This is a genomic window from Arthrobacter sp. FW306-07-I, assembly GCF_021800405.1.
Taxonomy (GTDB): Bacteria; Actinomycetota; Actinomycetes; order Actinomycetales; family Micrococcaceae; genus Arthrobacter.
Map to the genome: position 1 here is coordinate 2,984,097 of NZ_CP084550.1, position 18,291 is coordinate 3,002,387.

Annotated in this window: 14 protein-coding genes and 1 pseudogene; 5 read left to right on the top strand and 10 right to left on the bottom strand. The window is 64.0% G+C overall.

Annotated features, from left to right (window positions below):
* Positions 1-42 precede the first annotated feature (42 nt).
* The 3 genes from LFT46_RS13765 to fdxA all read right to left on the bottom strand — a co-directional run bounded on the left by LFT46_RS13765 (position 43) and on the right by fdxA (position 3,056).
* Complete coding sequence (locus LFT46_RS13765; RefSeq protein WP_056334606.1) at positions 43-1,329, bottom strand: citrate synthase; 1,287 nt, start codon at positions 1,327-1,329, stop codon at positions 43-45.
* Positions 1,330-1,563: 234 nt separating this feature from the next.
* Positions 1,564-2,715 (bottom strand): succinyldiaminopimelate transaminase, encoded by a 1,152-nt coding sequence (dapC, locus tag LFT46_RS13770; protein ID WP_272910800.1) that lies wholly within the window; start codon positions 2,713-2,715, stop codon positions 1,564-1,566.
* 14 nt (positions 2,716-2,729) lie between these two features.
* Positions 2,730-3,056 carry a ferredoxin gene (gene fdxA, locus LFT46_RS13775; RefSeq protein ID WP_013601705.1) on the bottom strand — a complete coding sequence of 109 codons (327 nt, stop codon included), beginning with the start codon at positions 3,054-3,056 and terminating at the stop codon, positions 2,730-2,732.
* A gap of 137 nt (positions 3,057-3,193) precedes the next feature.
* On the opposite strand from fdxA, the gene LFT46_RS13780 reads away from it, so the two are divergent.
* Positions 3,194-3,436: a putative acetyltransferase gene (locus LFT46_RS13780; protein WP_236798998.1), complete on the top strand. Its 243-nt coding sequence runs from the start codon at positions 3,194-3,196 to the stop codon at positions 3,434-3,436.
* Positions 3,437-3,514: 78 nt separating this feature from the next.
* Here the strand turns inward: LFT46_RS13780 and typA are convergent, their stop codons facing one another.
* A complete protein-coding gene (typA, locus tag LFT46_RS13785; protein ID WP_236798999.1) occupies positions 3,515-5,443 on the bottom strand; it encodes a translational GTPase TypA in 1,929 nt (642 codons plus the stop codon).
* Between the two features lie 232 nt (positions 5,444-5,675).
* On the opposite strand from typA, the gene LFT46_RS13790 reads away from it, so the two are divergent.
* Positions 5,676-6,611: an SGNH/GDSL hydrolase family protein gene (locus tag LFT46_RS13790; protein WP_236799000.1), complete on the top strand. Its 936-nt coding sequence runs from the start codon at positions 5,676-5,678 to the stop codon at positions 6,609-6,611.
* Between the two features lie 61 nt (positions 6,612-6,672).
* Here LFT46_RS13790 and LFT46_RS13795 read toward each other — a convergent pair whose 3' ends face one another.
* From LFT46_RS13795 to LFT46_RS13815, 5 genes are all read right to left on the bottom strand, one after another.
* Positions 6,673-8,379 carry a dipeptide ABC transporter ATP-binding protein gene (locus LFT46_RS13795; protein WP_236799001.1) on the bottom strand — a complete coding sequence of 569 codons (1,707 nt, stop codon included), beginning with the start codon at positions 8,377-8,379 and terminating at the stop codon, positions 6,673-6,675.
* 11 nt (positions 8,380-8,390) lie between these two features.
* Complete coding sequence (locus LFT46_RS13800; protein ID WP_236820136.1) at positions 8,391-9,335, bottom strand: ABC transporter permease; 945 nt, start codon at positions 9,333-9,335, stop codon at positions 8,391-8,393.
* Positions 9,325-10,254: an ABC transporter permease gene (locus LFT46_RS13805; protein WP_236799003.1), complete on the bottom strand. Its 930-nt coding sequence runs from the start codon at positions 10,252-10,254 to the stop codon at positions 9,325-9,327. The genes LFT46_RS13800 and LFT46_RS13805 overlap by 11 nt, the downstream gene beginning before the upstream one ends.
* A 126-nt stretch (positions 10,255-10,380) precedes the next feature.
* The gene (locus LFT46_RS13810; RefSeq protein WP_236799004.1) at positions 10,381-12,069 is read right to left on the bottom strand and encodes a peptide ABC transporter substrate-binding protein; all 1,689 of its coding nucleotides are present in this window, start codon (positions 12,067-12,069) and stop codon (positions 10,381-10,383) included.
* Positions 12,070-12,343: 274 nt separating this feature from the next.
* The gene (locus LFT46_RS13815) at positions 12,344-14,116 is read right to left on the bottom strand and encodes an ABC transporter family substrate-binding protein (protein WP_236820137.1); all 1,773 of its coding nucleotides are present in this window, start codon (positions 14,114-14,116) and stop codon (positions 12,344-12,346) included.
* Positions 14,117-14,403: 287 nt separating this feature from the next.
* On the opposite strand from LFT46_RS13815, the pseudogene LFT46_RS21360 reads away from it, so the two are divergent.
* Together LFT46_RS21360 and LFT46_RS13820 are read left to right on the top strand one after the other, a co-directional pair.
* A pseudogene (locus LFT46_RS21360) lies at positions 14,404-14,520 on the top strand (hypothetical protein); the annotation flags it as partial.
* Positions 14,521-14,812: 292 nt separating this feature from the next.
* Entirely contained in the window at positions 14,813-15,592 is a 780-nt protein-coding gene (locus LFT46_RS13820) for an alpha/beta fold hydrolase (RefSeq protein WP_236799006.1), read from the top strand.
* A gap of 295 nt (positions 15,593-15,887) precedes the next feature.
* Here LFT46_RS13820 and ychF read toward each other — a convergent pair whose 3' ends face one another.
* Complete coding sequence (gene ychF / locus LFT46_RS13825; RefSeq protein ID WP_236799007.1) at positions 15,888-16,973, bottom strand: redox-regulated ATPase YchF; 1,086 nt, start codon at positions 16,971-16,973, stop codon at positions 15,888-15,890.
* A gap of 90 nt (positions 16,974-17,063) precedes the next feature.
* Between ychF and LFT46_RS13830 the strand changes: the two genes are divergently transcribed.
* The gene (locus tag LFT46_RS13830; RefSeq protein ID WP_236799008.1) at positions 17,064-18,290 is read left to right on the top strand and encodes a DNA recombination protein RmuC; all 1,227 of its coding nucleotides are present in this window, start codon (positions 17,064-17,066) and stop codon (positions 18,288-18,290) included.
* Position 18,291 lies beyond the last annotated feature (1 nt).

Consider the following 18,291-nt stretch of genomic DNA (forward strand, 5'->3'; position numbering starts at 1 on the left):
GTGGGCGGCCGTCGTCGTAACTGCTGTTGTGGCCGGCGGAGATCAGCGGGCCGGGTAGTCGCGCTCGGGCTCGCCGATGTACAGCTGGCGCGGGCGTCCAATCTTGGTGTTCGGATCGCTGATCATTTCGCGCCACTGGGCAATCCAGCCCGGCAGGCGGCCGATGGCGAACAGGACGGTGAACATCTTTTCAGGGAATCCCATGGCCTTGTAGATCAGGCCGGTGTAGAAGTCCACGTTGGGGTAGAGCTTGCGCTGGATGAAGTAGTCATCGCTGAGTGCCTTCTCTTCCAGGCGCATGGCGATGTCCAGCAGTTCGTCGTTGCCGCCGAGCTTGCTCAGGATCTCGTGGGCCGTGGCCTTGACGATCTTGGCGCGCGGATCGTAATTCTTGTAGACGCGGTGCCCGAAGCCCATGAGGCGGACGCCGTCTTCCTTGTTCTTGACCTTCTCCATGTAATCCTCAGGCTTGAGGCCCTCGGCCTGGATCTGCCGGAGCATCTTCAGGACGGCCTCGTTGGCGCCGCCGTGGGCAGGGCCGAAGAGGGCGTTAATGCCGGCGGAGACGGAGGCGAACAGGTTGGCGTTGGAGGAGCCCACCAGGCGCACGGTGGAGGTGGAGCAGTTCTGCTCGTGGTCAGCATGCAGGATGAGGAGCAGGTCCAGTGCCTTGACGATGACCGGGTCAAGCTCGTACTGCTCGGCCGGCAGGCCGAAGCTCAGGCGCAGGAAGTTCTCCACCAGGTTCATGGAGTTGTCCGGGTAGAGCATGGGCTGGCCGATGGACTTCTTGTGCGCGTACGCGGCGATGACCGGCAGCTTGGCCATGAGGCGGATGGTGGAGACCTCCACCTGTTCGGCGTTGAACGGGTCCAGCGAGTCCTGGTAGAACGTGGACAGCGCGGACACGGCCGAGGACAGCACCGGCATGGGATGCGCGTCGCGGGGGAAGCCGCCGAAGAAGCCCTTGAGCTCCTCGTGCAGCAGGGTGTGGCGGCGGATCTTCTGGTCGAACTCGTCCAGCTCAGTGGGCGTGGGCAGGTTGCCGTAGATCAGCAGGTAGGACACCTCCAGGAAGCTGGAATGCTGTGCCAGCTGCTCGATGGGGTATCCGCGGTAGCGCAGGATGCCTGCATCGCCATCGATGTAGGTGATGGCGGACGTGGTTGCTGCGGTGTTCATGAAGCCGGGGTCAAAGGTAACGGCTCCGGTCTGCTTCAGCAGCTTGGAGACGTCGTAACCTTCGTTCCCTTCAACAACCTGGATGCGCGGGAGCTTCAGCTCGCCACCTGCGTGGAGCAGGGTCGCAGCATTGTTGGTCTCAGTCATGGAGTCCCCTTCATGAGGCGTCTTTGGCCTCTGTCGAAAGCTTGATCCAACATCAGGTGAGCCGTGCACGAAGCCTGAAGAGACAGGTTCCAACACCCGGGCTGCCTTCTTGTAGAAAGCCACCATTGATCAGTTAAAAAGTACCGCTCCTTGGCGGGTGTCACTAATCCGGGGCCCGCCCCTGCGGCCTAAAACACACCACATGTGGGGCGAGTCACACGAATATTACGTACCCTAGGAGCTAGCTTCGGCCAGCCGGGCTACCGCTGCATCGATCCGTTCATCCGACCCCGTCAAGGCGACACGGACGTAGCCGTTGCCGGCGTCGCCGTAAAAGACCCCTGGTCCCACCACGATGCCCCGCCCAGCCAGTCGGGAAACGGTCTCCCAGGTGTCCTCCCCTGCCGTCGACCAGAGGTATAGGCCGGCGTCGGATTCCTTGATCTCCAGGCCGAAGTCCAGCAGCGCCGGCAGCAGGCGTTCGCGCCGGCCCCGGTACAGCTCCTTTTGCGCCTCAACGTGGGTGTCGTCGCCCAGCGCCACCCGCATGGCTTCCTGGATGGGGTAGGGCACGATCATGCCTGCATGCTTGCGGCTGTTGACCAGGTTGGGCATCAGGTCCGGGTCACCGGCGACGAACGCCGCCCTGTAACCGGCCAGGTTGGACTGCTTGCTGAGCGAGTAGACGGCGAGCAGGCCCTGGTGCGAGCCGCCCGCCACGCGGGGATCGAGGATGCTGGGGACCCGCTGGCCGCCGCGCTGGACGTCCCAGTCGCCCCAACCGAGCTCCGCATAGCATTCGTCCGACGCCACAACGGCACCCAGTTCGCGGGCCTGGACCACCAGCGCCTTCAGAGAGTCTGCGTCCCGCACGCTGCCGGTGGGGTTGCCGGGCGAGTTGACCCAGATGAGCCGGACCCGCGCGCGGGTGGCCTCGTCCAGTTCGTCCAGGTTGTCCGTTGCCACGGATGTGACCCCGGCGAGGGTCGCGCCGATATCGTACGTGGGGTAAGCCACCTTGGGACGTACCACGACGTCTCCGGGCTTAAGCCCAAGCAGCAGCGGCAGCCACGCAACGAGTTCCTTGGAGCCCACCGTGGGCATGATGTTGCGCGGATCGAGGCCTGGCACACCGCGCCGCCGTTCGAACCAGGCAGCGATGGCCTCCCGCAGCGCCGGAGTCCCATGGACCGTGGGGTAGCCGGGTGCGTTGGCGGCGGCCTTCAGGGCATCCTGCACCAGCTGCGGCGTCGGATCCACCGGCGTCCCGATCGAGAGGTTGACTGCTCCACCCGGATGCTCAGACGCCTTCGCCACATACGGTGCCATGGCCTCCCAGGGGTAGTCGGGCAGGTCCAGGCCAAACGAATTAACTGCTGCGGTCACGATGTCCGTCCGCTTTAGTGGTCTTGGTTCTGCGGGGGCAGGGCTGCGATCATCGGGTGGTCCTTGCCGGTGTTGCCGATCTTGGCTGCGCCGCCCGGGGAGCCGAGGTCATCGAAGAACTCCACGTTGGCCTTGTAGTAGTCGGCCCACTCCTCCGGGGTGTCGTCCTCGTAGTAAATGGCCTCAACCGGGCACACCGGTTCGCAGGCTCCACAGTCGACGCACTCATCCGGATGGATGTACAGCGAACGCTCGCCTTCATAGATGCAGTCGACGGGGCATTCCTCAATACATGCCTTGTCCTTGACATCCACACACGGCTGCGCGATTACGTACGTCACGTCCCTGGCCTCTCCACGTTGGGGTTCCGGCGTCCCGCCGGCTCTTGCATCCGGCGGCACAGCCGGAGTCTGACATCTGAGCCTATTATCTCCCAGCCCATTCCCGCGAACCTAGCCGGGCCCCCTAGTATGAACTGGTGAGTCAGCCAGTACCTGCGCCAGCGCGTTTCCTTGCCTCGGCTGAGCCGGGAACCCGGGTGGTGGTGCGCTACCAAATCGAGGGCGGCCTCACGGACGCCCTGGGACACCTGCTGGGTTGCGACGCCGGTTCCTGCACCGTCCGCACCCGGCAGGCCGACGTCGTCATTCCCCTTGAGCGCGTTGTGGCAGCCAAGCAAGTCCCGCCGGCTCCCCCGCGGCGCCGCCCGGCTGCACGCTAAACCGCCCCCGGCAGAGGGAAAAGAAAAGCCGGAACGACGGCGGGGTCCCCGCCTGCCGTTCCGGCTTTCCTTGCCTTGCTAGGCCTTGGCGCGGGCGCGGTTGGCCTTGGCGCGCTCGTTGGTGTCCAGGATCACCTTGCGGATCCGGATGGCCTCCGGGGTCACCTCGACGCACTCGTCCTCGCGGGCGAACTCCAGCGACTCTTCGAGGGTGAGTTCCCGCGGCGGGGTCAGGTTCTCGAAGGTGTCGGAGGAAGCGGCACGCATGTTGGTGAGCTTCTTTTCCTTGGTGATGTTGACGTCCATGTCATCGGCGCGCGAGTTCTCGCCGACGATCATGCCTTCGTATACCTCGGAGGTGGGCTTCACGAAGAAGGAGCCGCGTTCCTGCAGGTTGATCATGGCGAACGGGGTGACCACGCCGGCGCGGTCGGCAATCATCGAGCCGTTGGTGCGGTACTCGATGGGTCCGGCCCAGGGCTCGTAGCCTTCGGAGATGGAGGCTGCGATGCCGGCGCCGCGGGTGTCGGTGAGGAACCGGGTACGGAAACCGATCAGGCCACGGGCCGGAACGATGAACTCCATCCGGCACCAGCCGGTGCCGTGGTTGGCCATGTTGGTCATGCGGCCCTTGCGGGCTGCCATGAGCTGCGTGACGGCGCCAAGGTATTCCTCGGGCACGTCGATGGTCATGTGCTCCATGGGCTCATGGATCTTGCCGTCGATGGTCTTGGTGACAACCTGCGGCTTCCCCACGGTCAGCTCGAAGCCTTCGCGGCGCATCTGCTCAACCAGGATGGCCAGCGCCAGCTCGCCACGGCCCTGGACTTCCCAGGCGTCGGGACGCTCGGTGGGAAGCACCTTGATGGAGACGTTACCGATCAGTTCCTTGTCCAGGCGGTCCTTCACCTGGCGGGCGGTAACCTTGGCACCCTTGACCTTGCCCGCCAGCGGGGAAGTGTTGATACCGATGGTCATGGAGATCGCGGGGTCATCCACGGTGATCAGCGGCAGCGGCTGCGGGTTCTCGACGTCGGTGAGGGTTTCACCAATGGTGATGTCCTCGATGCCGGCGACGGCGACGATCTCGCCGGGGCCCGCGGACTCGGCGGGAACGCGCTCCAGTGCCTTGGTGGCGAGCAGTTCGGTGATCTTGACGGTCTTCAGCTCACCGTTCTGGCGGGCCCAGGCAACCTGCTGGCCCTTGCGGAGGGTGCCGTTGTATATGCGCAGCAGGGCAAGGCGGCCCAGGAACGGGGAAGCGTCCAGGTTGGTCACGTGTGCCTGCAGGACACCCTCGGGGTTGTACGTAGGAGCCGGGATGTGCTCCACGATGGTCTTGAAGAGCGGCTCGAGGTCTTCGTTCTCCGGGGCGGTGCCGTCAGCGGGCTGTTCGAGGGAGGCGCGGCCAACCTTGGCTGCAGCGTAAACGACGGGAACTTCGAGGATCTTGTCCAGGTCCAGATCGGGCACTTCGTCCGCGAGGTCTGAGGCCAGGCCCAGGAGCAGGTCCATGGACTCGTGGACGACTTCCTCGATGCGGGCATCGGGACGGTCGGTCTTGTTGACCAGCAGGATGACAGGCAGGTGGGCGGCCAGGGCCTTGCGGAGGACGAAGCGGGTCTGCGGAAGCGGACCCTCGGATGCGTCAACGAGGAGGACGACGCCGTCGACCATGGACAGGCCGCGCTCCACCTCACCGCCGAAGTCGGCGTGGCCCGGGGTGTCGATGACGTTGATGGTGATGGTCTCGCCATTGGAGGACGGCCCATTGTAGGCCACCGTGGTGTTCTTGGCGAGGATGGTGATGCCCTTTTCGCGCTCAAGGTCACCGGAGTCCATCACGCGGTCTTCGAGGTGGTTGTGCTCGGCAAAGGAATTGGTCTGCTTGAGCATGGCATCGACCAAAGTGGTCTTGCCGTGGTCAACGTGGGCCACAATCGCGACGTTGCGCAGGTCACTGCGCGATGCAGTGGCTACCGCGGTGTTGGTGGTGGTTTCAGACATGCGTAATGGCTCGATTCAGTGGAGTCAGCTGTTGTATCGCGACATTTCCAACTGGAACGCACGACGGACTTGGCCCTTAACACAGGGCGACTACTTCCAGTCTAAACGCTGCGGCAAGTGATGGCCTAAATCCGGGCGGCGGTGCCGCTGCCGCACGCAACCCGGAATCACCCGTGATCGCCAGGTCACACTCACTGGATAAATACCCGCCAATGCCCCATTATTGCTGTTGATGAGCAGCCCATCGCCCCGCAAAGAATCCCCCCGTCCCGTGCGTGTGCTCACGCGCGCTGCGGTGCTGGCACTTGCCGCGGGGCTGGTCCTTGCGGCGCCCGGTCAGCAGGTGGATGTGGCTCCTGGTCAGGCGTCCCCCGTGGAGGGGTACCTTCCGTCCGCGCTGCTCCGGGCCAGCGCCGTTGGTCAACCGAGTGCGACGGGCTTCGCCTCAAACGTCGACCTGTCAACGGTACTTAACCGCCCTGCGCTGTTCCCGGGCGAGATTTACCGCAACCCGGTGTTTAAGCGCAACGAGGTTGTGGTGGCAAATGCCAGAAGCACTGCTGTGCTGATTGGCGACTCCCAGTCCGTCCCCGACGACAGCTGGCCTCGCAGGGCCTTGGCGGGCCTGGGTTACAGCGTCCACTTCTGCGGTTACGGCGGCACGGGGTTCACCGCTGCCAACGGCAAGGTGGGCAACTACATCGATGCCCTTGAACACGGCGACTGGCTGATGCCGGCCGGAGCACCCGGCCTGATCGTGATTGAAGGCGGCGGCAACGACGCTGCCCGGGGCGCCTCTGACGCGCAGATCAGTGCCAACGCCAACCGGCTCATCGACGCACTGAAAGCCCGATACCCCGACACGCGGATCGTCGTGGTGGGCACCCTTGCCCGCGGAGCCCAAAACGGCGGCGGCCGGCGAAGCCAGGTGGATGCACTGCTGGCGGGGATCGCAGCCCGGCAGCAGGTCACGTTCGTGAGCGCCGGCGACTGGCTGACCAAATACAACCTGACCCAGCACCTGGCCGACGCCGTCCATATGGATGCCGAAGGCCGGAAGCAGCTTGGCGGGGTCCTGGAGCGCCGCTTGCGTGAACTCGGTGTTCCCGCCGCGCCGGGTGGCGGGCCGTCGCTGGCAGCTACGGGAGCGAACGGCACAAACGGCTGAAGCCGGAACCCGAAGGTCCCGGCTCCAGCCGTTGACATGGGGCTTCCCCGCTACGCCAGGGTCATGCCACCTCGGGCGGAAGCATCAGCTTCGCGCCGGGGATCGCATTGAGCAGGGCCTTCGTGTAGTCCTGCTGGGGCGACTCGAAAACCTCGTCCGTGGACCCGGTCTCGACCAGCCGGCCCTTCTCCATCACGCACACGTGGTCCGCGATCTGCCGCACGACGGCAAGGTCGTGGGTGATGAACAGGTAGGTCAGGCCGAGGTTGACCTGCAGGTCAGCCAGCAGATTCAGCACCTGCGCCTGCACCAGTACGTCCAGGGCGGAAACTGCCTCGTCACAGATGATGACCTCGGGGTCAAGCGCCAGTGCGCGCGCGATGGCAACACGCTGCCGCTGCCCGCCTGACAGCTCGTTCGGGTACCGCTGCATGGCGGATTGGGGCAGGGCCACCTGGTCCAGCAGTGTCCGCACCTTCTTTTCCCGGCTGGCCTGGTCCCCGATCTTGTGCACCCGAAGCGGTTCTTCAATGGTGCGGTAGATGTTGTACATCGGATCGAGGGAGCCGTACGGATCCTGGAAGATGGGCTGGACGCGCCTGCGGAACTTGAACAGTTCGGCAGGCTTCAGGGCCGAGGTGTCGACGCCGTCGAACAGGATCCTGCCTTCCGTGGGCTTTTCCAGCTGGAGCACCATCTTGGCCACCGTGGACTTGCCGGAGCCCGACTCCCCCACAATCGCCGTCGTGGTTCCCCGCCTGACGTCGAAGCTCACGCCGTCCACCGCCGCGAAGTCCGTCGCCTTGCCCAGCCCCTGGCGGAGCTTGTAGACCTTGCGCAGGTCCTGGATCTGCAGGAAGGTGTCCGACTTGGCCGTCTCGGCCGCCGGCGCCAGCAGGTCCGCCGTCTCCACGCCCTGCTCCTTGGCAGCCTGGATACGGCGGCTGGCCAGGGACGGCGCGGACTCTACGAGCCGCTTGGTGTACGGGTGCTGCGGGTTGCGGAGCAGTTCCAGCGACGGACCGGCTTCAACCACGCGGCCCTGGTACATGACCACCACTTTGTCTGCCCGCTCGGCTGCCAGGCCCAGGTCGTGGGTGATCAGCAGCACCGAGGTTCCCAGTTCGTTGGTCATCGTCTCCAGGTGGTCCAGGATCTGCCGCTGGACGGTGACGTCGAGGGCCGACGTCGGCTCGTCCGCAATCAGCAGGCGGGGCTGGCAGGAGAGGCCAATGGCGATCAGCGCGCGCTGGCGCATGCCGCCGGAGAACTCGTGCGGGTACTGGTTGGCCCGGCGCTTCGCGTCGGGCAGCCCCGCTTCGGAGAGCACCTTGGCGATATCGTCCGGCCCGCTGGGGCGGCCGTTTGCCTTCAGTGTTTCCCGGACCTGGTAGCCGATCTTCCACACAGGGTTCAGGTTGGACATGGGGTCCTGCGGAACCATGCCGATGGTGTTGCCGCGCAGCTCGATCATGCGCTGCTCGGTGGCATGGGCAATGTCCTCGCCGTCGAGCAGGACTTGGCCGCCGGACACCCTGCCGTTGTTGGGCAGGAGGCCAATGGCCGCCAGCGCCGTGGTGGATTTGCCGGACCCCGACTCCCCCACGATTGCCACCGTTTCGCCCGGCATGATGGTCAGGTGCGCGTTCCGCACGGCCTGGACCTCACCGCCGCCGGTCTTGAAGGAAATGGCGAGGTCACGGATTTCGAGCAGCGGCCTGACGCCGGTGGTTTCGGCCTCATCAATGCGGACGTCTGGAGTTGTCATCTCATTTTCTCTCATCGCTGACGGCTCTTCGGGTCAAGGGCGTCGCGCACTGCATCGCCCAGCATGATGAAGCTCAGCACCGTGATGGACAGCGCCGCGGCCGGGTAGAGCATGATTTCCGGCCGGGTCCTGATCGATGCCTGGGCGCCTGCGATGTCATTGCCCCAGGACATGATGCTCTGCGGCAGGCCAATGCCCAGGAAGGACAGGGTGGCTTCGGCCACGATGAACACGCCAAGTTCCAGCGTTGCCAGGACAATGATCGGGGCCAGGGCGTTCGGCAGGACGTGGCGCATCAGCGCACCGAACTTGGAAACACCCAGCGCTCGGGCTGCGGTGACGAAGTCGGAATTGCGCACCTCAATGACTGCACCGCGCGTGATGCGCGCCATCTGTGGCCAGGCCAGGAGGGAGATGACGAACACCACGGTCCACACGCTCTTGTTTTCGCGGAACAGCGGCAGCTGGGTGATCACCAGAGCGCCGAGTACCAGCGGCAGCGCGAAGAAGATGTCACCCAAGCGGGCAAGCACAGCGTCAATCCAGCCGCCGTAGTATCCCGCAAGGGCGCCAAGGGTCACGCCGATCACCAGGACGCACAGCACCGAGAGCAGGCCCACTGACAGCGAGGCCTGGGTGCCGTGGATGACCCTGGAGTACACGTCGCAGCCCTGGAAAGTGAAGCCGAACGGGTGTCCGGCGCTGGGCGCGCCTTCCGAGTTCCCGAGTTCGCAGCCTTCGTTGGGCGGCGTGGACGTGAAAAGTCCAGGGAACAGCGCAATGACGATCAGGGCAAGGATCAGCAGTGCCGAGATGATGAACAGCGGACGACGGCGGAGCTTGCGCCAGGCGTCGGCCCACAGGCTGAGTGGGGCCTGGTCAGTCTTGACGGCATCCGTTGCCTGCAGCGGCGTCTCTTCAATGGGGGCCACGAAGTGGCTGTTATTACTGGTCATAGCGGATCCTCGGGTCAAGCCAGGCGTACAGGAGATCGACAAGCAGGTTGGCCACGACGAACACCAGCACCAGCACGCTGACGATGGAGACGATGGTGGGCCCTTCACTGCGGAGGACTGCCTGGTAAAGCTTGTTGCCAACGCCGGGAACGTTGAAGATGCCCTCGGTAACGATGGCACCGCCCATCAGGCCGCCAAGGTTGGCGCCCAGGTAGGTCACCACCGGGATCAGCGAGTTGCGCAGGATGTGTGCCAGGACCACCCGGGGACGTGACAGGCCCTTGGCCGTGGCGGTCCGCACGTAGTCCGCGTTCATGTTTTCGCTGACTGAAGCGCGGGTCAGGCGCAGGACGTAGGCAAAGGAGACAAGCCCCAAAACAATTGCGGGCAGCAACAGTGTGCCCCAGTTCGCATTCGCACCCACCGTCGGCTTGGCCCAGCCCAGCTGCACGCCGAAGACGAGCTGGAAGACGAAGCCGAGGACAAAGGTGGGAACTGCAATGACCACCAGCGAAGCCACCAGGACGGTGGAGTCGAACCAACCGCCCCGACGCAGGCCGGCGAACACGCCGAAGGCCACGCCGAAGATGGCCTGGATCGCCAACGCCTCGATGGCGAGCATGGCTGTGACGGGGAAGACACGGGCCAGGCTGGCGGCAATGGGCTGGCCGGTGAAGTCATTGCCCAGGTTGAAGGTGAAGAGGTTCTTGAGGAACAGGCCGTACTGGACCCAGAAGGGCTGGTCGAGGTTGTACTGGCTGCGCAGGGTGTCGATGACTGCCTGCGGGGGCTGGCGGTCGCCGAACAGCGCGGCGATGGGGTCGCCGGGCAGGGCGAACACCATGTAGTACACCAGGAGGGTAGTGCCGAGGAAAACAGGGATCACCTGCAGGAGTCGGCGCAGAATAAACCGGATCACAGGATCACCTGCCTTCCGGTAAGGGGGAGAACACGTTCATGAATGCCTTCCTGCCGCTTGCAAGCCAATGGGGGCCCGGACGTAACCGGAACCCCCATCAGCTTGTCGGCAAGTTATTTCTTGGAACTACTTGGCCGTGATGCCGTAGTACAGGATGCCGCCGTTCCAGCCGGTTTCGGCCTTCACGATGTTGTTGCTCCAAACGATCGGGCGGGCCTGATCCCAGAGCGGCAGGCCGGGCAGGTCCTGGAACAGGATCTCCTGTGCCTGGTTGAACTTGTCGTTGGCTTCATCCGTGCTCTTGGCAGCCAGGCCCTCCTTGAGGAGCTTGTCGAACTCAGGGTTCGAGTACTTCTCGTAGTTGGAGGAAGCGTTGGTGGCCCATACCGGTCCCAGGAAGTTGTACAGCGACGGGTAGTCGCCCTGCCAGCCCGCACGGGTCAGGCCGGGCAGCTGCTGGGACTTGCGCAGGTTCAGGACTTCAGCGAACTTGGCGAAGGGCTGGATTTCAGCCTGGATGCCGAGGTTGTTCTTGAAGCCGTTGGCCACGGCGTCGATCCATTCCTTGTTGCCGCCGTCGGTGTTGGAGGCGATCTGAAGCGGCTTGGAGCCGTCGTAGGGCTGGATCTTGTCAGCCTGTGCCCACAGGTCCTTGGCCTTGGCGGCGTCGAACTTGAGGACTTCGCTGCCCTTCAGGCCTTCCTTGAACCCGTCGATGACCGGCGGGACGAATGCCTTGGCAGGGGTACGGGTGCCGTTGAAGACCACCTTGGCGATTTCCTCGCGGTTGATGGCGTAGGACAGTGCCTGGCGCCGCAGCTTGCCGGCCTCACCCTGGAAGTTCGGGTTGTACGGCGGGATGTTCAGCGTGGAGTTGGTGGCAACGGCCTTGGTGGCGTTGCGGTCCGGGAAGTCGGAAACGTAGGTCTTCAGTGCGTTGGACGGAAGAACGTCGGTGATGTCCAGGTTGTCCGACTGCAGGTCCGTGTATGCGGGGCCCGGATCCGTGTAGAACTTAAAGGTCACGCCACCATTCTTGGCTTCGCGCGGGCCCTTGTAGTCCGCGTTCTTTACCAGGGAGATGGACTGGTCGTGGACCCAGGAACCCTGCTTTTCGAACTTGTACGGACCGTTGCCGACGGGGTTTTCACCGAAGGTCTTGGGGTCGGTCAGCGCTGCCGAAGGAAGCGGGAAGAAGGCGGAGTAGCCGAGGCGCAGGGACCAGTCAGCCTCAGGCTGGGCCAGCTTGACCGTGATGGTGGAATCATCGGTTGCTGCAAGGCCGGACATGGTGTCAGCCTTGGGGGCCGGGGTGGTGGTGGTCTTGCCGTCAGCACCCTTTTGCGAGTTCACAGCCGAAACGTCTTCGTAACCGGCGATGGACTCGAAGAAGAATCCGTTGTTCTGCAGGTTCTTGGAGTTTGCAGCGAAGTTCCAGGAGTCAACGAAGGTCTTGGCCGTAATGGCCTCGCCGTTGGTGAACTTCTGGCCCTGCTTGACCTTGATGGTCCAGTTCTGGGCGTCGGACGACTCGATGGAATCGGCGAGGGCGTTGACCGGCTTGCCGCTGGCATCGTACGTGCGCAGGCCTTCGAAGAGGAGCTCGACCACGCGGCCGCCGTAAACCTCATTGGTGTTTGCCGGCAGCAACGGGTTTTGTGGCTCGTTGCTGTAGGCAGTGATGACCTTGTTCGGATCGCCGGCAGCATTGCTGGACCCTTCAGTGCTGCCGCCGCCGCCGGCGCCGCACCCGGTCAGGGCAAGCGCGGCGATTGCCACGATGCCCAGTGCTTTGGAAGTGCGCGTAAAACGCATTCCGCCTCCTATGAGTTGTGGGAGAGATATATAGGGGAATCTTGTGCTTCCCCTGCAGGCTGCACGCAGCTCACCGCTGTGACGAAACCTACACAATACGAGTTAGCCTAACCGCACGTAGTCCAGATATTGGTACTCCGTTGCCAAACCGTGACCGGCGCAGTGCAATACCCCGGCACATGGAGGGAAGTTAGGCACGTCACATGCTACTCGCCGGTAAGCCGTACGGCGAATCGGGCCAAAGAGCGCTGCGCAAGGGGCGAAAGACCCTAGGTCACCTGGCAGGGTTGGACAGCCGCCACTCCCAGACGTTCCACCAGATGCCGAGGGGGCCGGGGCTGGTCTTGATGCCCGCTACCCGGGAATTGAAGGCGGTTGTTCCCAGCGTTTGGTAGAGCGGGAGGCCATACGCGTCCTCCCAGATGTGCTTATCGATTTCCGCCAGGAGCTCATCCTGTTTGCCCAGGTCCGTAGTCACGGCCAGTTGCTCCATAACCTTGTCCGCGCCGCCGTCGGAATATCCCGTGAAGTTGCTGCCCGCACCGGTGCGGAAAATCTGCGGCACCCGGCTGACACCGGCCTCTGTGCCGATCCATCCCGACAGGGCGGCGTCATATCCGCCCCGGCTTAGCGCGGCAGCCCAGTCGGCACTGCCCTGTCCCCCGTCGACCACCCGGAATCCGGCCAGCGCGGCCGAGTCGCGGATCAGGGCGAACGCCTTGGCCCGGTTCGGGTTGTCCCGGTTGTAAAGTACGCGGACGCTGGGGGTGGTGTCCTTCAGGAGCTTCTTTGCCCCGTCAATGTCCACCTTGGCGTAGTCCGAAGAGCCGTTATTCTTCACGGTGTCGTCGTACTTCGGTTGTCCCGGCAGGAATACCTGCGAGTCCAATGGCTTGCTGTCCGGCACCTGGGTTCCCACCACGGCGTCCATGATTGCCTGCCGCGGCACGGTCTTGAGGAAGGCTTCCCTGACGTCTTTGTCGGCAAAGGTCCCGGAGAAGTTAAGGTCCAGGTGGTCATAGCCGGACTGTTTGTACCGTTGCACGGTGATGCCCTGGCCCGACAGGCCGGTGAGGAGACTGTCCGTAGCGGCTGAGGGCTGCGGCGAAATGATGTCAACCTGGCCGTTGCGGAGGGCATCCACTGCCGCCGGTACTGCCCCGGTGAACCTGACATTGATTTCGTCCAGCCAGGGTTCCGCGCCCCATGTGTAGTCCCGGTTGCGAACCAGCTTCATCGAGACTTCCGGGACGATATCGCGGACGATGTAGGGGCCGCTGGACAGGTAGAGTGCCGGATCATCCGGAACGGCCTTTGTATTGAATCCCGTGTTCCAGAAGTCGCCGACTTTCTTGAGCGCGGGGTTGGACACCGGCTTTTCCGGGTTGCCCCGGGGCGTGTCCTTGAGCAACGTCACCAGGTCCTCCTCATCGTTGAGTCCGCTCTTGGCAGCAACGACGTGGGCGGGGAGCCCGACGTCGAACGCCACTTCCCAGTCAGCGTATGGTGCGGCGTACTCAATGGTGATGGAACGCCCGTCGGATCCGATTTCCGGGAACAGGGTGCCGGCGAGCCCCGTGGTGTCGGAGGCAACCGAGAAGTACTTGGTTCCCTTGCCGGCAGCACGATCGACATCATCGTAGTAGCCGGACCCGGCGGCCCAGCTCAACAGGAGGTCGGCTGCGCCAATGGGCGCACCGTCCGACCACTTAACGCCCTCGTTGACCGTGTACTTCACCTTGAGCGGCTGGTCGGATACCTTCTCGAAATGGCCGAACTTGTCGTTCCGGACAACCTTGGACATGTCATCAAGGTAGAAGAAGCCCGAGTGTGTGATGGCGCCGATCTTCGAATTGATGTCAGTGTTGCCGTTGGCGCTGTAGGGGTTGAACGACGAGAAGGCATTGACCTCCGCCACCGTGACGCTGCCGCCGCGCTTCGCCTCCCCCACCACGACGGACGGGGCGCTGCCACCCGAGCAGCCGGAAAGAACAAGGGCGGCCGACAATGCGGCGACGAGCAACTGAATCAGACGCCGTACCGGCATGCCGCCTCCTTGTGTGTTTCCCTCTCCAGGAGGGGACCCGGGCCGCCCAATCGCGCCCTACCACTTCAGGATAAGCTGTCAGGCCGGCCAGTCGTTGATGTGGGGCATTGGACCCTGTAGTTCCACCCACCGGGCCGCTACTATGAACCCGTGCCTGGCCGTGACGCTGTCCTGACCGATCCCGGCCGCATGCCCGACGACGAACAGATCCGCCAGCATCTGGGTGCTTCCTCGCCGCCTGGCACGACCTCAAGGAGCTGTTGTCCCGACCCGACCTTGGCCTGGAGTTGTCGTGGCACCACTACCGGGACGGCGGATGGCTGTGCAAGGCTCTCCAGGGCAGCAAGAATATGGCGTGGTTGGCGGTCTGGGACGGCTACGCCACGGTCACGTGCTACTTCTCCGCCCGACACCGCAATGACCTCGCCGCGCTGCCCCTCCCTGACAACCTCCGGGCCCAGATCACCGGGTGCAGATGTCCGGAGCGATGCTGCCGGTCGTCGTCCGGATCCGCTCGCCGGAGGATATCGGGGCCGCCATCGAGATCGTCCATTACAAGCTTCGGGCGCGGTAGTGGCGGCAGCCCCCCAAGGAAGCGGGCACGTCATGGTGCCGTGGCCGCCACAGGCCCAGACGTTGACGCGGAACGAGGCCGGTGTTGGCCAGATACATTGCACCGCCCCCTAGAGTGAAGGCATGCTGCACTCAACCCGGCAAGGCTCCGGTAAGCCACTCCTCCTGATCCATGGACTCGGTTCCAGTATTGGTAACTGGAACCCGGTAATCCCGGCGCTGGCCGCTGAACGCGATGTGATTGCCATCGACCTCCCCGGTTGCGGCGAATCCGCGCCGCTGACCGGCGAAACCACCATTGCCACGCTGACCGATGCCGTCGAAGCCTTTATACGCGACGAGAAACTGGATGACATTGATCTCGTAGGCAGCTCCATGGGCGCCCGGATGGCAATGGAAATGGCGCGGCGAGGGCACCCTGCCACCACGATCGCCCTGGACCCTGGTGGCTTCTGGAATGACCGCCAGGCAGCGATCTTTGGGGCAAGCATCAAAGCATCCGTCGCACTGATGCGCCGCATCCAACCGGCACTCCCCTTCCTCACGGGCAACCCCGTGGGCCGCACGGCCCTGTTGGCTCAGTTCTCCGCCCATCCCTGGAAACTGCCGCAGGATCTTGTCCTGCATGAGCTTCGCGGGTTCAAGACATCGACCAGCCTGGACCCGGCCCTCAACGCGCTGATTCACGGTCCCCGCCAGGAAGGCGCACCGGCCGGTTCACTCAAGGGAAAAGTGGTAGTCGGATGGGGGCGGAAGGACAAGGTCACCCCTCCCAGTGAGGCGGCGCGTGCCGCGGAGCTGTTCCCGGATGCCACCCTCCACTGGTTCGAAAACTCCGGTCACTTCCCACACTGGGACCAACCAACGGAAACGGCACGCCTGATCCTCGATAGCACGAGCTGAGCTGCGCGGCGGAGTCATTGGCCTTGGGGCAGTGTTGGCGGGGTACATTGCTTCGAGCGCGGCAAAGAGCCAAGTCTCCGTCACGCCCCTGCTCACCAAACCTTGATTCCAAAACGCTCCTACTCATGCCCCGGACGGGCGTAAGGGGAATGCTCGAACGACCCGCTTATCCCCGCCGAAAACGAGCCGCAATCAATTCTTGCCGGGATAGGTTTTATCGACCGTGGATACAGGCGAAGGCCGCCAAGAACAGTTTTCTTGGCGGCCTTCCCAGAGGTTTCACGAGGGTCAGAAACTACACATTGAACCGAAATTCAACCACGTCGCCGTCGGCCATGACGTATTCCTTGCCTTCGATCCGCACCTTGCCGCGGGACTTTGCCTCGGCCATGGAGCCGGCCTCGACCAGGTCATTGAAGGAAACAACTTCGGCCTTGATGAAGCCGCGCTGGAAATCGGAGTGGATGACACCCGCCGCTTGCGGTGCCGTATCCCCCTGCCGAATGGTCCAGGCCCGGGCTTCCTTGGGGCCGGCCGTGAGGTAGGTCTGCAGCCCCAGGGTGTGGAAGCCGACGCGGGCCAGCTGGTCCAGGCCGGACTCGTCCTGGCCGTTCATCTCGAGCATCTCGCGGGCTTCTTCCTCATCCAGTTCGACGAGGTCCGCTTCGAGCTTGGCATCAAGGAAAATGCAGTCTGCCGGAGCGACCATGGCCCGCAGCTCCTCCTGCTTCTCCGGGCTGCCCAGGATGCCTTCGTCGGCATTGAAGACGTAAATGAAGGGCTTGGCCGTCAGCAGGCCCAGTTCCTTGAGGTGTTCCATCTCCAATTTGTCGCTCTTGATGGAGGAGTAGATGGTGTCACCACGCTCCAGCACTGCCTGCGCGGCCTTGATGGCTGCGAGTTCGGCGGCTTCGCGCTTCTTGATCTTGACTTCTTTTTCGATCCGCGGGATGGCCTTTTCGATGGTCTGCAGGTCCGCGAGGATCAGTTCGGTGTTGATGGTTTCCATGTCCGAGCGCGGGTCCACTTTGCCGTCGACGTGCACCACGTCGGGGTCGTCGAAGACCCGGACAACCTCGGCAATGGCTTCGGCCTCGCGGATATTCGCCAGGAACTGGTTGCCCAGCCCCTCCCCCTCGGACGCACCCTTCACGATCCCGGCAATGTCGACGAAGGACACGGCTGCGGGCAGGATGCGCTGGGAACCGAAGATGCCGGCAAGCTTCTGAAGCCTGGGATCCGGGAGGTTCACCACTCCCACATTGGGTTCGATCGTGGCGAACGGATAGTTCGCGGCCAGGACCTGGTTGCGGGTAAGCGCGTTGAAGAGGGTTGATTTGCCGACGTTGGGCAGTCCGACGATGCCAATAGTAAGAGCCACGAGCATTGATTCTACCCGCCGGGCCGCCGGGGACAGTACCGGGGAATGTCACTGCCGGTGAATGTCAGAGCCCCGTGCAACAGTGAAGCCATGGATGCTTTTGCCTTGATTCTGGCCCTTCTCATGCTGTTGCTGGGCGCCCTTGCCGGCGCCGCTGCCACCTACTTTTCCCTGCGCCGGAACTCGCATGGGCTGGAGGCAGACTTTGACCAGGTATCGTCCCGCCTTTCAGAGGTCACGGCCCAGCTTGCAGCGGCCGACGCCGAGCGGCGGCTTCTGGCTGCACAGAACCGTGAGCTGGGCGAGGCAAGGACGCAGGACGGCAGCGTGCTGCGCGCCCTGGCGCCGGTGGCCGAGAAGCTCTCTGCCGTCCAGCAGCAGGTGGCACTGCTGGAGCGGGACCGGGTTGAGCAATACGGCCAGCTGGCCCAGCAGCTGCAGGAGGCCAGGCTGTCGGATGAACAGCTCATCCGGTCCACGCATGCCCTGGAGTCGGCATTGCGCTCCAACAGCGCCAGGGGCCAGTGGGGCGAGGTGCAGCTTAGGCGCGTGGTAGAGGCCGCAGGCATGCTCCGCCACGTGGACTTCGTGGAACAGGTCCACAGCGCCGGCCACGACTCAGCTGTCCGCCCGGACCTGGTGGTGCAGCTGCCCGGTGAAAAGCAGCTGGTGGTGGATGCCAAGGTCCCGCTCTCGTCCTACCTCGAGGCACAGGAACTGGGCGCCGTGGATCCAGGCACGGGCCGGCTGGCCGGACCCTCGGCGAGCGATGGCAGGAACCAACAGGCCCTGCTCGCCGCGCACGCCAAGGCCTTGAGGGCCCATGTCGATGCGCTGGGCACCAAGAAATACTGGGACATCCCGGGGAATTCGCCGGAACTGGTGGTTTGCTTCATCCCGGCCGAGTCCATCCTGGCCGCCGCCCTGACAGCTGACGCCGGGCTCCTGGACCACGCGCTGTCCCGCAATGTTGTCCTCGCATCCCCAAGCACCCTGCTGGCCGTGCTGAAGTCCGTGGCTTTCACCTGGCGCCAGGACGTCCTGACGGACAGTGCACGCGAACTGTTCGAGCTCGCGCGGCAGCTGTACGACCGGATGGGCACGCTGGGTGAGAACGTCAGCAAGCTGGGTTCCTCACTGAAGACCTCCGTGGACCGCTACAACGCGATGGTCGGCACCCTAGAAGCGCGGATTCTGCCCACCGCGCGGAAGCTCAACAGCCTGGAGGAGTCAGGCCTTGCCGCGCCTCCGCTGGTGGAGGTAACCCCGCGCGCGCTGGTGGCGCCCGAACTTCAAGGTGATGACGAAGCCGCCTGAA

Bases quoted from the DNA above. Each gene is read 5' to 3' on its own strand.
- LFT46_RS13765 (WP_056334606.1), bottom strand. From the start codon at position 1,329: ATGACTGAGACCAACAATGCTGCGACCCTGCTCCACGCAGGTGGCGAG.
- typA (WP_236798999.1), bottom strand. From the start codon at position 5,443: ATGTCTGAAACCACCACCAACACCGCGGTAGCCACTGCATCGCGCAGT.
- LFT46_RS13790 (WP_236799000.1), top strand. From the start codon at position 5,676: ATGAGCAGCCCATCGCCCCGCAAAGAATCCCCCCGTCCCGTGCGTGTG.
- LFT46_RS13795 (WP_236799001.1), bottom strand. From the start codon at position 8,379: ATGACAACTCCAGACGTCCGCATTGATGAGGCCGAAACCACCGGCGTC.
- LFT46_RS13800 (WP_236820136.1), bottom strand. From the start codon at position 9,335: ATGACCAGTAATAACAGCCACTTCGTGGCCCCCATTGAAGAGACGCCG.
- LFT46_RS13810 (WP_236799004.1), bottom strand. From the start codon at position 12,069: ATGCGTTTTACGCGCACTTCCAAAGCACTGGGCATCGTGGCAATCGCC.
- LFT46_RS13815 (WP_236820137.1), bottom strand. From the start codon at position 14,116: ATGCCGGTACGGCGTCTGATTCAGTTGCTCGTCGCCGCATTGTCGGCC.
- LFT46_RS13820 (WP_236799006.1), top strand. From the start codon at position 14,813: ATGCTGCACTCAACCCGGCAAGGCTCCGGTAAGCCACTCCTCCTGATC.
- LFT46_RS13830 (WP_236799008.1), top strand. From the start codon at position 17,064: ATGGATGCTTTTGCCTTGATTCTGGCCCTTCTCATGCTGTTGCTGGGC.